This window comes from Pleomorphomonas carboxyditropha (assembly GCF_002770725.1).
Classification (GTDB): domain Bacteria; phylum Pseudomonadota; class Alphaproteobacteria; order Rhizobiales; family Pleomorphomonadaceae; genus Pleomorphomonas; species Pleomorphomonas carboxyditropha.
In genome coordinates this window covers 29,141-43,022 of sequence record NZ_NQVN01000024.1, presented here as the reverse complement: position 1 = coordinate 43,022, position 13,882 = coordinate 29,141, and the positions used below count along the sequence as shown (strand labels likewise).

Below are 13,882 nucleotides of genomic sequence, written 5' to 3'. Positions count from 1 at the left end.
CATGTGTCTTGCCGTTCCCGCCCTCGTCACCGAGCTTCTGCCCGACAACATGGCCAAGATCAGCCTCGACGGCGTGTCGATGACCATTTCCGTGGCGCTGGTCAAGAACGTCGCCGTCGGCGACTACGTCATCGTCCACGTCGGCTACGCTCTTTCCAAGGTCGATCCGGACGAGGCGCGGCGGACGCTCGATCTGCTCGATGAAGCGCGCGGCGTGCCGCTTGCCGTGGGAGCTGCCCGATGAAATACGTCGACGAATATCGCGACGGCGACAAGGCGCGTGCGCTCGCCGCCGCCATCGCCGCGGAGGTGCGGCCCGATCGCTCCTACGCCTTCATGGAGTTCTGCGGCGGTCATACCCACGCGATCTCCCGCTACGGCATCGAGGACCTGCTGCCGAAGAACGTCAGGATGATCCACGGCCCCGGCTGCCCGGTCTGCGTGCTGCCGATCGGCCGCATCGACGACGCCATCCGTCTGGCGAGGCGGCCGGAGGTGACGCTCTGCACCTATGCCGACCTGATGCGCGTGCCGGCCTCCGGCGGCCTCAGCCTGATGAAGGCCAAGGCGGCCGGCGCCGACATCCGCATGGTCTATTCCTCGCTCGACGCCATCCGCATCGCCGAGGCCAATCCCGAGCGGCAGGTGGTGTTCTTCGCCATCGGCTTCGAGACGACGACGCCGCCGACCGCCGTGGCGCTGAAGACGGCCGAAGCCAAGGATCTGAAGAACTTCTCGATCTACTGCAACCACGTGCTGACGCCGGTCGCCATGCGGGCCATCCTCGACAGGACGCCGACGCCGGACGAGCCGCCGATCGCCATCGAGGGCTTCGTCGGGCCATCGCACGTCTCGACCATCATCGGCATGGAGCCCTACCGGGTGTTCGCCCGCGACTACCGCAAGCCGGTGGTGATCGCCGGCTTCGAGCCGCTGGACGTGATGTACGCCATCCTGATGCTGGTGCGGCAGGTCAACGAGCAGCGGGCCGAGGTGGAGAACCAGTATATCCGCGCCGTCAGGACGGAGGGCAACCCCGTCGCCATCGACCTCTGCGACGAGGTGTTCGAGCTGCGCGACAGCTTCGAATGGCGCGGCCTCGGCGTCGTGCCGCGGAGCGCGCTGAAGCTCAGGGACGCCTACGCCTTCTACGACGCTGAGAAGCGCTTCACCGTGGAGACGCAGCCGGCCGAGGACAATCCGGCCTGCGAATGCGGCGCCATCCTGCGCGGTCAGAAACGGCCGGCCGACTGCCGTCTGTTCGGCACCGTCTGCACGCCGGAGACGCCGACCGGCGCCTGCATGGTGTCGTCGGAAGGCGCCTGCGCCGCCCACTGGACCTACGGCCGCTTCCGCCATCACCAGACCGACGCCGGCCTCAGGAAAAGCGCATGAGCAAGACCTTCCGCCGCAAGCTCGACCTGAAGGCCGGCCGCGTCGACATGAGCCACGGCGCCGGCGGCCGCGCCATGGCCGAGCTGATCGCGGCGATCTTCAAGGACGCCTTCGGCAACGAGCTGCTCGAACAGGGCAACGACCAGGCGAGCTTCCCGACGCCGGCCGGCGGCCGCATGGTGATGACCACCGACGGCTATGTGGTGTCGCCGATCTTCTTTCCGGGCGGCGATATCGGCTCGCTGGCCGTCCACGGCACGGTCAACGATCTCGCCATGGCCGGGGCGAAGCCGCTCTATCTGTCGGCGAGCTACATCATCGAGGAAGGCTTTCCGCTCGGCGACCTGAAGCGCATCGCCGACTCGATGGGCGCGGCGGCCAGGGCGGCCGGCGTGCTGATCGTCACCGGCGATACCAAGGTGGTGGACCGCGGCAAGGCGGACGGCGTGTTCATCTCGACGGCCGGCGTCGGCGTGGTGCCGGACGGCCTCGCGCTGTCCGGCGATCGGGCGCGGCCCGGCGACAGGGTGATCGTCTCCGGCTCGATGGGCGACCATGGCGTCGCCATCATGTCGAGCCGCGAGAACCTCACCTTCGAGACGGAAATCCTGTCCGACAGCGCGCCGCTCAACGGCCTCGTCGAGGCGATGGTGACGGCGGCCGGCCCGCATTTGCGGCTGATGCGCGATCCGACGCGCGGCGGACTCGCGGCGACGCTCAACGAGCTCGCCCACCAGTCGGGCGTCGGCTTCCGCATCGTCGAGGACCACATCCCGATCAAGCGGCAGGTCGCCGCCGCCTGCGAGCTCCTGGGCCTCGATCCGCTCAACGTCGCCAACGAGGGCAAGCTCGTCGCCGTGGTGGCGGCCGAGGCGGCGGAGGCATTGGTGGCGGCCATGCGGTCGCATCCGCTGGGGGCGGACGCGGCGATCATCGGCGAGGCGGTCGAGGACGACCAGCGCTTCGTGCAGATGACCACCGGCTTCGGCGGCGGCCGCATCGTCGACTGGCTGGCCGGCGAGCAGTTGCCGCGCATCTGCTGACCGGCGTCGCCGCGACATCCGTGCAACAGCGGCGCGGCGTCGGCCGATCTGAAAGGATTGAATACCAACAAATAATTTCGGTGGCGTCGGCGAGCCGCTATGCTCCCGGCCAATCCTTGAGTCTTCCATGACAGCCGCCTCGTCCGACGCCGACACCGGTCGCGCCGGGATCGCGGCTCCCGCACCGCTCGGAGCGGGTTCACCGGCGTCGATCGACGCCCTCAACGGGCGGATGCGCGCGCATCGCCGCGCGTTGGCCTCATGAAGCCGCCCAAAGCGGCCCGAAACCCGTCTGGGGAACGAACGTGACAATGCCGATCGTAGCGGCCCTTCTGAGTATCGCTGGCCTCGCCGGCGTTGCCGTGGCGGCGCCGATCCTCGTGGCCCGGCGCGTCAACTGGGCGACGCCCGCCGTCTACGGCGCGAGCCTCGCCTTCGCCGCCGTGCTGCTCCTCTCGGGCCTCCTGGCGCTTCTGGGCGGCAGCGCCTTCCAGGGCAACGTTCACCTGCCGATCGGCCTGCCGTGGATCGGCGCGCATTTCGCCCTCGATCCGCTCGGCGCCGCCTTCCTCGTCATCGTCGATTTCGGCGCCGTGGTGGCGTCGTTCTACGCCATCGGCTATGGCGCCCACGAGGAGGAGCCGGGCCGTGTCCTGCCGTTCTATCCGGCCTTCCTCGCCGGCATGAACCTGGTGGTGCTGTCGGCCGATGCCTTCGGGTTCCTCGTCGCCTGGGAGTTCATGTCGCTCAGTTCCTGGGCGCTGGTGATGGCTCACCACCACGACGCCGAGAACCGCCGCGCCGGCTACGTCTACCTGCTGATGGCGTCGTTCGGCACGCTGATGCTGCTGCTCGCCTTCGGCCTGCTGGCCGGGCCGGACGGCGGCTATGCCTTCGCGTCGATCCGGGCCGCCGGGCACGCGCCCTGGCTCTCCGGGCTCGTGCTGGTGCTGATGCTGCTCGGCGCCGGCTCCAAGGCCGGCCTCGTGCCGCTGCACGTCTGGCTGCCGCTGGCCCATCCGGCGGCGCCGAGCCACGTGTCGGCGCTGATGTCCGGCGTGATGACCAAGGTGGCGGTCTACGGCTTCATCCGCGTGGTCTTCGACCTTGCCGGCGAGCCGGCCTGGTGGTGGGCGGTGGTGGTGCTGATCCTCGGGGCGGGATCGGCGGTGCTCGGCGTGCTGCATGCCGTGCTGCAGCGCGACCTCAAGCGGCTCCTGGCCTATTCGACGGTCGAGAACGTCGGCATCGTCTTCATCGGCCTCGGCCTCGGCCTCGCCTTCAAGACCAACGACATGGCCGGCGCGGCGGCGCTGGCCGTCACCGCCGCGATCTTCCACGCCTTCAACCATTCGCTGTTCAAGAGCCTGCTGTTCTTCGGCGCCGGCAACGTGCTCACCGGCGCCGGCGAGCGCGACATCGAGAAGCTCGGCGGCCTCGTCCACCGCATGCCGGAGACCGCCTACCTGTTCCTCGGCGGCTGCCTCGCCATTTCGGCGCTGCCGCCGCTCAACGGCTTCGTCTCCGAATGGCTGATCCTGCAGGCGATCCTCATCAGCCCCGACCTGCCGCAATGGGCGCTGCGTTTCCTGATACCGGCGTCGGGGGCCATGCTGGCGCTGGCCGCCGCGCTGGCCGCCGCCTGCTTCGTCCGGGCCTTCGGCATCACCTTCCTGAGCCGGCCGCGCTCGCCGGCCGCCGAAACGGCGCGGGAGGTCGGCCGCTGGCAGATCAGGGCGATGTACGCCCTCCTCGCCGTCTGCCTCGTCGCCGGCATCTTCCCGGGACCGTTCCTCGATGCGCTGTCGCCGGTGTCGCAGATGCTGGTGGGCGGCGCCATGCCGAAGCAGCCGCTCCTGCCGCATCTCGCCATCATCCCGATCTCCGAGAGCCGCAGCTCCTACTCCGGCTTCCTGGTGTTCTTCTTCATCCTGATGGCGAACTGGGCGGCCATCCGCGTCATCCATAACTTCGCCTCGCGCGCCGTGCGCCGCGCGCCGCCCTGGGATTGCGGCTTCCCCGACGCCTCGCCGGCAACGCAATACACCGCCGACAGCTTCGCCCAGCCGGTCCGCCGGGTGTTCGGGCCGATCGCCTTCCGGGCCAAGGTCAGCCAGACCATGCCGCCGCCCGGCGACCTGGCGCCCGCCCGGCTGACGCTGTCTCTGCGCGATCTGATCTGGGAGTTCATCTACGAGCCGCTGGAAGGCGCCGTGCTCTATGCGGCCGAGCGGCTCAACGTCCTGCAGTTCCTGACCATCCGCAGCTACCTCAGCCTGGTCTTTGCGGCGCTGGTCCTCCTCCTCGTTCTGGTGGCAACATGGGCCTGATCCTCGCCATTCTCGTCCAGGGCCTCCAGATGGTGCTGGTGCTGGCGCTGGCGCCCGGCCTCGTCGGCTTCACGCGCAAGGTGAAGGCGCGCCTGCTGCGCCGGCGGGGACCGTCCATCCTCCAGCCCTATCGCGACCTCCTGCGCCTGGTGCGCAAGGAGGCGGTGCTGGCCGACAATGCCTCCTGGCTGTTCCGCAACGCGCCCTACCTGATCTTCGCCACCACCTGGGTGGCGGCGGCGCTGGTGCCGACCTTCGCGGCCGGCCTGCATTTCTCCTGGGCAGCCGATCTCATCGCCATCACCGCGCTGCTCGGCTCGGCCCGCTTCTTCCTGGCGCTGGCCGGCATGGACATCGGAACGGCCTTCGGCGGCATCGGATCGAGCCGCGAGATGCTGTTCGCCACGCTGGCCGAGCCGGCGATGATCATGATCGTGTTCACCGTGGCCCTGGTCGCCGGCTCGACGCAGCTCTCGACGGTGGCCGAGTTCATGGTCGATCACGGCACGCTGCGCGTGTCGCTCGGCCTGGCGCTGATCGGCCTGATCATCGTGGCGCTGACCGAGAACGCCCGCGTGCCGGTCGACAATCCGGCGACGCACCTCGAGCTCACCATGGTGCACGAGGCGATGGTGCTGGAATATTCCGGCCGCCACCTGGCGGTGATCGAGCTGGCGGCGGCGCTGAAGCTCCTGCTCTACATTTCGCTGATCGCCTGCATCTTCACGCCCTGGGGCATCGCCCGCCAGGACGACGGCCTCCTCGGCATGACGCTGGGCGTCGTCACCTGGGTCGGCAAGCTCGCCGTCGGCGGCTTCCTGATGGTGGTGTTCGAGACGGCGATCGCTAAGATGCGGGTGTTCCGCGTGCCCGAATTCGTCGGCGGCGCGCTGATGCTCGGCTTCCTCGGCACGTTGCTGCTGTTCGTTTCGCGGAGCTTCTGATGGAGCGCTTTTCCCTCGACGCCGCGCATCTTCTGGCCGGAGGCATGGTGCTGGTGAGCTTCATGATGCTCTACCAGAACCGCATCCTCGGCCTGCTCAACGTGTTCGCGGCGCACGCCGTGGTGCTGTCGCTGTCGGTCGCCTGGCAGGCCTATATCCAGTCGGCGCCGCATCTGTTCGTCACCGCCGCCATCGCGCTGATCCTGAAGGCGATCATCATCCCGGTGGCGCTGCATCACATGGTGGTGCGGCTCGGCGTCCACCGCGACATCGAGACGGTGGGCGGCATCGGCCCGACCATGCTGATGGGCATCGGCCTCGTCGCCCTCTCCATGGTGGTCATGCTGCCGGCCGCCGCCGAGGCCGACCCGATCGCCCGCGAAGACCTGGCGCTGGCCCTGTCGGTCATCCTGCTCGGCCTGCTGATGATGGTGACGCGCCAGAACGCCATCAGCCAGATCGTCGGCTTCATGAGCCTCGAAAACGGTCTGGTGCTGGCCGCCACCGGCGCCCGCGGCATGCCGCTGGTGGTGGAAATCTCCGTCGCCTTCTCGGTGCTGGTCGCCTTCATCGTCATCGGCGTGTTCCTGTTCCGCATCCGCGAACGCTTCGACACCATCGACACCCAGGCCCTCGACGACTTCCGGGAGGGTCGGGAATGAGCGCGTTACTGCATCTCCTGCCCTTCGCCCCCATCGACGCCGTGCTGGTGGTGCCCGGCGTCGCCGCGTTTATCCTGGCGCTGATCCCGCAATACCGGCTCGGCGCCCGCGTCAACATGCTGGCCTCGGGCCTCACGTTCCTGTTCGCGCTGACGCTGCTCGTCGAGCGGCCCGATCCGACGGTGAGCTTCCTGTTCGTCGACGACCTCAACGTCGTCTTCATCGTGCTCGGCACTTTCGTCGGCTTCACCACGTCGATCTTCTCGGCGAGCTATATCGGCCACGAGATCGAAATCGGCCGGCTGAAGCCGGGCTACATCCGTTTCTATCACGGCATGTACCAGGCGCTCAGCTTCTCGATGAACCTCGGGCTGACCGCCAACAACGTCGGCCTGATGTGGGTGGCGGTCGAGCTCGCCACGCTGACCACCGTGCTGATGGTCGGCCTCTACCGCACGCAGGCGGCGCTGGAAGCGGCCTGGAAATACTTCATCCTGGGATCGGTGGGCATCGCGCTCGCCCTGTTCGGCACCATCCTGATCTACATGGCCGCCCGGCCGGTGATCGGCGAGGGCCACGACGCCATGGTGTGGACGACGCTGATCGCCAACGCCGCTGCCCTCAGCCCGGAGCTGCTCAACGTCGCCTTCGTGTTCCTGATGCTCGGCTACGGCACCAAGGTCGGCCTGGCGCCGCTGCACGCCTGGCTGCCCGACGCCCATGCCGAGGGCCCGACGCCGATCTCGGCGGTGCTGTCGGGCCTGTTGCTCAACGTGGCGCTCTACGCGCTCCTGCGCTTCAAGATGCTGCTCGCCGCCAATCCCTTCGCGGTGGCGCCCGGGCCTCTCCTGGTGACGCTCGGCCTGGTGTCGCTGATCTTCGCCGGCTTCATGCTGTACCTCCGGCGCGACATCAAGCGGCTGTTCGCCTACTCGTCGATCGAGCACATGGGCCTCATCGCCTTCGCCTTCGGCATGGGCGGACCGCTCGCCAATTTCGCCGGCCTCCTGCACATGACCATGCATTCGCTGACCAAGTCGGCGATCTTCTTCGCGGTCGGCCAGGTGGCGCAGGTGAAGGGGACGCAGAAGATCGCCGACATCCGCGGCCTCACCGAGAGCCACCCGACGCTCGGCTGGAGCCTCGTCGTCGGCGTCGCCGCCATCGCCGGCCTGCCGCCGATGGGCATCTTCACCAGCGAGTTCCTGCTGGTGAGCTCCACCTTCGCCCGTGAGCCGCTGCTGGCCATACCGCTGGTGTTCGGCCTGCTCCTGGCCTTCGGCGCTCTCGTCTGGCGGCTCACCGGCATCGCCTTCGGCAAGCCGTCGCCGAGCGTCGTCGACGCCGGACGGCGGCCGTCGATGCTGCCGCTGATCGTCCATCTCGTTCTGGTGCTGATCGCCGGCCTCTACCTGCCGGGGCCGCTGGTCGCCTGGTTCCAGAACGTCGCGCGCATGCTGGGATGAAACCATGAGCACGCTCCGCACCGCCCTTCTCAACGCCGCGCTGACCATCGAAGAGCAGAAGCCCTGGCCGCGCATCACCGTCGACGCCGATACCTGGCGCCAGGCGACGCTGGCGATCGCCGCCGGCAACGCCACCCTGGCCGGCCTGTGGGCCGAGCCCGGCGCCGTGCACATGGCGGTGCTCGACGACGAGGATGGCGCGCTGATGGTGCTGACGCTCGCGGCCCCCGACGGCCGTTTCCCGTCGGTCGGCCTGACGCACCCGCCGGCCCAGCGCCTCGAACGGGCGATCGCCGATCTCCACGGCCTCATCCCGGAGGGCATGCCGGACGACCGCCGCTGGCTCGACCACGACCGTTGGGGCGTCCGTGCTCCGCTCGGCGCGGCCGACAAGGTGCCGGCCGATGGCGCGCCCTACCCCTTCCTGAAGGCCGAGGGGCCGCCGCTGCATCAGATCGCCGTCGGCCCGGTGCACGCCGGCATCATCGAGCCTGGCCACTTCCGCTTCTCGGCCAACGGCGAGATCGTCGTGCGGCTGGAGGAGCGGCTCGGCTATGTCCACAAGGGCATCGAGGGGCTGCTGGCGGACACGACGCTGGAGGCGGCGGCCAAGGTGGTCGCCCGCGTGTCCGGCGACAGCACGGTGGCCTATTCCCTGGCCTTCGCCAGAGCGGCCGAGGCGGCGCTGGGCGTCGCCGTGCCGCAGCGGGCGGTCTGGCTGCGCGCGCTGATGGCCGAACTCGAACGGCTCGCCAACCACCTCGGCGACATCGGCGCCATCTGCAACGACGCCGCCTTCGCGCTGATGCTGGCTCACTGCGGCATGCTGCGCGAAGAGGTGCTGCGCGCGTCCAAGGTCGCCTTCGGCCACCGGTTGATGATGGACCGCATCGTTCCGGCCGGCGTCGCCTCAGACCTGTCTGATGCCGCGCCGATCAAGGCGCTGACCGCGCGCATTCGCCAGCGCTTCCCCCGCCTGGTCGAACTCTACGACAATACCGCGTCGCTGCAGAACCGCACCGTCGCCACGGGCCATCTTACGCCGGAGCTTGCCCGCCGTTTCGGGACCGGCGGGCCGGTCGGCCGCGCCTCGGGCCGCGCCTTCGACGCCCGCAAGGCACCGGGCTATCCGCCTTACGGCGACCTCGACTTCAAGATGGCGACGCGGGAAGACGGCGATGTCGACGCCCGCATCTGGGTGCGCATCGACGAGGTCTACGAGAGCCTCGAACTGATCGAGCAGATCGTCGACCGGCTGCCGGCCGGGCCGATCGCCTATCCGCTGGCACCGGCGTTGCGCGAGCGGCGGGTGCCACAGGCCGGCGGCCTTGCCCATGAGCCGCGCGACAGCGCCACCGAGGGGCTCGCCATGGTCGAGGGCTTCCGCGGCGACGTGCTGGTCTGGCTCAGGACCGACGAAACCGGCCGCGTGCTGCGGGGGGCCGTGCGCGACCCGTCGGTCTTCCAATGGCCGCTCCTGGAGGCGGCGATCGAGGGCAACATCGTCGCCGACTTCCCGCTGTGCAACAAGTCGTTCAACTGTTCCTATTCCGGGCACGATCTCTGATGCGGATGACCGATCATGCGTAGAATGCTGCTCGAAGGCCTGTTCCGACGGCCGGTGACCGAAGGGTCGCCGACGGTCGCCGACGCCGAAATCGAGGCGCTGGCCGAGCGGCTCGGCGTGGCCGCGAAGGCGCGGCTCGGCCGCAGCCTGTCGATCCGCGAGGTCGACGCCGGCTCGTGCAACGGCTGCGAACTGGAAATCCACGCCCTCAACAACAGCTACTACGACGTCGAGCGCTTCGGCTTGCGCTTCGTCGCCTCGCCGCGCCATGCCGACCTGCTGATGGTGACCGGGCCGGTGACGGCCAACATGCGCGAGGGCCTCGAACGCACCTACGCGGCGACGCCGGCTCCCAAGTGGGTGGTGGCGGTCGGCGACTGCGCCGCCGGCTGCGGCGTGTTCCGCAAGAGCTACGCGGTGATCGGATCGGTGTCGGCGGTGATCCCGGTCGATCTCGTCATCCCCGGTTGCCCGCCGGAGCCGATCGACATGCTGAAGGGACTGATCGGCCTCGTAGAGGCCAGCGCCAGGGGCTAAAGCCGCCGGCCGAACCGCCAGAGGATCAGCGGCTTCCGCCAGTTCGCCAGCTCGGCCACCGGACCATAGGGCTGCGCCTTGGCGAGCGCCTTCAGGTAGGGCCTGACGAAGGCGAGCGGCAGGAAGGCCGGCCTGGTGCGCGGATCCGCCGCCGCGAGGGCGGCAAGCGCCTTGTCGAGATGTCCGGCGACGTGCTCCCTGAGATCGGCGAGAACGCCGGCCAGTTGTTCGGCCTTGCGACCGTGACGCAGGTCGTCCGGATCCATCCCCGCGGCTTTCAGGAGGTCGGCGGGCAGGTAGACCTGATTGCGGCGCGCGTGGATCGGCAGCGCCCGCATCAATCCGGTCAGGGCATAGGCGACGCCGGCGTGGCCGGCGGCGTCGGCCGCCTGCGGATCGGCGCCGTTGCAAAGCACCTGCGCCACTTCGAGGAACAGCACCGACGCCGTCTCGCCGGCGTAACCTTCGAAGTCGTTGAGCGTCGGCATGGCGTCGTCGTAAAGGTCGAAGCGGCGCGCTTCCAGGAGATTGACGAAGCCCGACCGGCGCAGCGAGAAGCGGCGGATGGTATCGATCAGCGCCGCCGCCACCGGATGGCCGGCGACGTCGCCGCGCGCCTCACCCTCGATGGCATCGACCCACCATTGCAGGCGAATCTCGCCGGGCATCGCCTCGTGAATGGTTTCGCGGATGCGCGCGGCCTCATAGGAGAAGGCATGGATGGCCAGGGCATGCCGGCGCTTTTGCTCGGAAAGCAATCCGTCGGCCAGCCAGCGATCGCGGTCATGGTCGCGAACGAGATCGTCGCAGTAGCGGTAGGCGTCTTCGAGGCGGGCAGCAGGAACCATCAGTCGACGGCCAGAATGGCGGCGGCGAACTTGCGCCGCTCGTCGAGCATGACGTTGAACAGGCGAACGGCGGCGCCGGTCGACATCGCCTCGTGTTTGATGCCGCGTTCGCGCAACGCCTCGGCAACCTCCCGCTTGACGGGAACGAGGTCGCGTCCGGTGCCGACCAGCAGCATGTCGACATCGGCGGCTTCTTCGAGAACCTGAGCGAGACTGTCGGCGGTGATGTCGGCCGGCGCGACGGCGGACCAGCCGTGCACGCCGGACGGCAGGATCAGAATCGATCCGCGGTGCGACATGCCGCCGAAGCGGAAGCCGCCGTTGCCGTAGGCATCGACCGGCAACTGCTCCGGCAGGTGCTGCTCGCGCCGTTCCAGGGGGCGGCTTCGCGGCCCGAACAGTTTCATCGGCGTTGCTCCCGCGGAGATACGCCCGAACTCACGCCGGTTCGGCGGCCTCCTCGCCGTCATCCTCGACCTTTTTTGCCGATTTGTCGCCGGCCAACTGCGGGTCGAGGAAGATCAGGATCGGCGCTGCGATGAAGATCGACGAATAGGTGCCGATCAACACGCCGAACAGCATCGACGCGGTGAACGAGCGGATCACCTCGCCGCCGAAGATCACCAGCGCGGCCAGCGCGATGAGCGTGGTGAGCGCGGTGTTGGTGGTGCGGGTCAGCGTCTGGTTGATGGCGAGATCGAGCAGGACGACGAGGTTGAGACGCTTGTACTTGCGCCGCATCTCGCGAATTCGGTCGTAGACCACGACCGTATCGTTCAGCGAATAGCCGACGATGGTCAGGATGGCTGCGATCGACGACAGATTGAATTCCACCTGCGTAATGGCGAAAAAGCCGACAGTCATCACCACGTCGTGCAGCGTGGCGATCACCGCGCCGAGGGAATACTGCCACTCGAAGCGGAACCAGACGTAGACCATGATCAGGGCCAGGGCCGAGATAATGCCCAGGATGCCGTTCTCGGCCAGTTCGCCGGAGACGCGCGGTCCGACCACTTCGGTTCGGCGATAGTCGACGCTGTCACCGAACGCAGCCTGGACCTTGCCGACCACGGCGGTCTGCGCCTCGTCTCCGCCCTCCTGGCGAGCGATGCGGATTAGGACGTCGTCGTCGGCGCCGAAGGATTGCACCTGCACTTCGCCGAGACCGAGCCCGTCTAGAGTGCTGCGGATTTCCTCGAGATTGGCCGGTCCAGACTTGGTCTGGATTTCCATGAGCGTGCCGCCCTGGAAATCGATGCCGGTGTTCATGCCATGCGTGTAGAGCACCACGAAGCAGAGCACCGACGCCAGGCCGGAAAAGAGAAAGCTCCACTTCCTCCATTTCATGAAGGGGATCTTGGTGTCGTCGGGAAACAGGCGAAGCAGGCGCATGATGGAGCCTCAGGGTCCGGATCAGAGCGGAACGACGGACGGCCGCCGATAGCGGACCCAGGTCGCCACCACCAAACGGGTGAAGGTGATGGCCGTGAACATGGTGGTGACGATGCCGATGACGTGGGTCACCGCGAAGCCCTTCACCGGGCCGGAGCCCATCTGGAACAGCACGACGGCGGCGATCAGCGTGGTGATGTTGGCGTCGAGAATGGTGCCGAAGGCGCGGCGGAAACCGGCGTCGATGGCCGAGACCGGCGATCGGCCGAGCCGCTGCTCCTCGCGGATGCGCTCGTAGATCAGCACGTTGCTGTCGACCGCCATGCCCATGGTGAGCACGATGCCGGCGATGCCGGGAAGCGTCAGCGTCGCCTGCAGGATGGTGATGATCGCCATGATCAGGATCAGGTTGACCACCAGGGCGACGTTGGCGAACACGCCGAACAGGCCGTAGGCCGCCAGCATGAAGATGACGACGGCGACGGTGCCGATCAGCGCGGCGCGTTCGCCGGCGGCGATCGAATCAGCGCCGAGGCCGGGGCCGACGGTGCGCTCCTCGGCGACGGCGAGCTTGGCCGGCAGGGCGCCGGCCCGGAGCAGCACGGCGAGGTCGTTGGCGCTCTCGACGGTGAAGTGGCCGGAAATCTGACCGGACCCTTGGGTGATCGGCTCGTTGATGCGCGGCGCCGAGATGATCTCGTCGTCGAGCACGATGGCGAACAGCCGGCCGACGTTGTCGGTGGTTACCTGTGCGAACTTGCGGGCGCCCGACGTCGACAGGCGGAAGGACACCACCGGTTCGTTGGTCTGGCTCTGGAAGGAGGTCTGGGCGTCGGTGAGGTCCTCGCCGGTCATCAGCGGTGTCTCGTCGACCACCATCGGGATGCCGCCCTCCTCCTTCTGCTTCAGGAGGATTTCGCCGGGCGGCAGGTTGCCCTTGGCGGCCTCGTCGGGCGAGACGTTGAGGTCGACGAGATGGAAGGTCATCTGGGCGGTGCGGCCGATGATGTTCTTGAGGCGCTCCGGATCCTTCTCGCCCGGCGCCTCGACCAGGATGCGGTCGGACCCCTGGCGCTGGATCGACGGCTCGACGGCGCCCATCTGGTCGACGCGGCGGCGGATGACCTCGATCGACTGCTGAACGACGGTACCGAGCCGCTTGTCGAGGCCAGCCTCGGAGAAGCCGAGGCGCATCAGACCGTCGGAGCCCTGATCGAGCTGGAACTCGCTGACGGCAGCGCCGCCGAGGGCGCCGGTCGACAGCGGATTGAGCAGATTGCCGAGGCGCTTTGCCGCCTCGGTCACCTTGTCGGCGTCGCGGATCTTCAGCTGGACGACGTCGCCCTGGATGCCGAGGCCGGTATAGCCGATGCGCGGCTCGTCGCGCATCGCCTGACGGATGTCGCCTTCGAGCGCCTTGAGCCGCTTCTGCTTATAGTCGTCCACGTCGACCTGGTAGAGCAGGTAGACGCCGCCTTGCAGGTCGAGGCCGAGAACCACCTGGCGGCCGGGAAGCCACGATGGCCAGTGGTTCTTGATCTGGTCCGAGCTCAGGTAGTTGGGAACTAGAACCACGAGGGCGACGAAGATCGTCAGAAGGATCGCGGTTACTTTCCAGCGGGAAAAATAGAGCATTTGCTGCCTCGGACCTCATTGGCCGAAAGCGGGCAGCCGGGCTGCCCGCCTTCCATCTTGTGC

The 13,882-nt window shown here is 68.2% G+C and carries 13 protein-coding genes; 9 read left to right on the top strand and 4 right to left on the bottom strand.

Annotated elements, in window-relative coordinates:
* Nucleotide 1: 1 nt before the first annotated feature.
* From CJ014_RS23200 to CJ014_RS23160, 9 genes are all read left to right on the top strand, one after another.
* Nucleotides 2–244, top strand: coding sequence for a HypC/HybG/HupF family hydrogenase formation chaperone (locus tag CJ014_RS23200; protein WP_100082886.1), 243 nt, complete (start codon nt 2–4; stop codon nt 242–244).
* On the top strand, nt 241–1,395 hold the full coding sequence (gene hypD, locus CJ014_RS23195; protein WP_100082885.1) for a hydrogenase formation protein HypD: 1,155 nt from the start codon (nt 241–243) through the stop codon (nt 1,393–1,395). Before CJ014_RS23200 ends, hypD begins: the two co-directional genes overlap by 4 nt.
* Entirely contained in the window at nt 1,392–2,438 is a 1,047-nt protein-coding gene (hypE, locus tag CJ014_RS23190; RefSeq protein WP_100082884.1) for a hydrogenase expression/formation protein HypE, read from the top strand. Before hypD ends, hypE begins: the two co-directional genes overlap by 4 nt.
* 311 nt (nt 2,439–2,749) lie before the next feature.
* Entirely contained in the window at nt 2,750–4,768 is a 2,019-nt protein-coding gene (hyfB, locus tag CJ014_RS23185; RefSeq protein ID WP_100082883.1) for a hydrogenase 4 subunit B, read from the top strand.
* The gene (locus CJ014_RS23180) at nt 4,759–5,712 is read left to right on the top strand and encodes a respiratory chain complex I subunit 1 family protein (RefSeq protein WP_100082882.1); all 954 of its coding nucleotides are present in this window, start codon (nt 4,759–4,761) and stop codon (nt 5,710–5,712) included. Before hyfB ends, CJ014_RS23180 begins: the two co-directional genes overlap by 10 nt.
* On the top strand, nt 5,712–6,374 hold the full coding sequence (locus CJ014_RS23175; RefSeq protein ID WP_100082881.1) for a hydrogenase-4 component E: 663 nt from the start codon (nt 5,712–5,714) through the stop codon (nt 6,372–6,374). Before CJ014_RS23180 ends, CJ014_RS23175 begins: the two co-directional genes overlap by 1 nt.
* Entirely contained in the window at nt 6,371–7,840 is a 1,470-nt protein-coding gene (locus CJ014_RS23170; protein WP_100082880.1) for a hydrogenase 4 subunit F, read from the top strand. Before CJ014_RS23175 ends, CJ014_RS23170 begins: the two co-directional genes overlap by 4 nt.
* A 4-nt stretch (nt 7,841–7,844) precedes the next feature.
* Complete coding sequence (locus CJ014_RS23165) at nt 7,845–9,407, top strand: hydrogenase large subunit (RefSeq protein ID WP_100082879.1); 1,563 nt, start codon at nt 7,845–7,847, stop codon at nt 9,405–9,407.
* A gap of 15 nt (nt 9,408–9,422) precedes the next feature.
* Nucleotides 9,423–9,944, top strand: a complete 522-nt coding sequence (locus tag CJ014_RS23160) for an NADH-quinone oxidoreductase subunit B family protein (RefSeq protein WP_100082878.1) — start codon at nt 9,423–9,425, stop codon at nt 9,942–9,944.
* Here the strand turns inward: CJ014_RS23160 and CJ014_RS23155 are convergent.
* From CJ014_RS23155 to secD, 4 genes are read right to left on the bottom strand one after another with little or no spacing between them, the layout of a single operon-like run.
* Nucleotides 9,941–10,792 (bottom strand): phytoene/squalene synthase family protein, encoded by an 852-nt coding sequence (locus CJ014_RS23155; RefSeq protein WP_100082877.1) that lies wholly within the window; start codon nt 10,790–10,792, stop codon nt 9,941–9,943. The genes CJ014_RS23160 and CJ014_RS23155 overlap by 4 nt on opposite strands.
* Nucleotides 10,792–11,199 carry an Mth938-like domain-containing protein gene (locus CJ014_RS23150; protein WP_100082876.1) on the bottom strand — a complete coding sequence of 136 codons (408 nt, stop codon included), beginning with the start codon at nt 11,197–11,199 and terminating at the stop codon, nt 10,792–10,794. The genes CJ014_RS23155 and CJ014_RS23150 overlap by 1 nt, the downstream gene beginning before the upstream one ends.
* A 31-nt stretch (nt 11,200–11,230) precedes the next feature.
* Complete coding sequence (secF, locus tag CJ014_RS23145; protein ID WP_100082875.1) at nt 11,231–12,184, bottom strand: protein translocase subunit SecF; 954 nt, start codon at nt 12,182–12,184, stop codon at nt 11,231–11,233.
* 21 nt (nt 12,185–12,205) lie between these two features.
* Nucleotides 12,206–13,819: a protein translocase subunit SecD gene (gene secD, locus CJ014_RS23140; RefSeq protein ID WP_100082874.1), complete on the bottom strand. Its 1,614-nt coding sequence runs from the start codon at nt 13,817–13,819 to the stop codon at nt 12,206–12,208.
* Between the last annotated feature and the right edge of the window lie 63 nt (nt 13,820–13,882).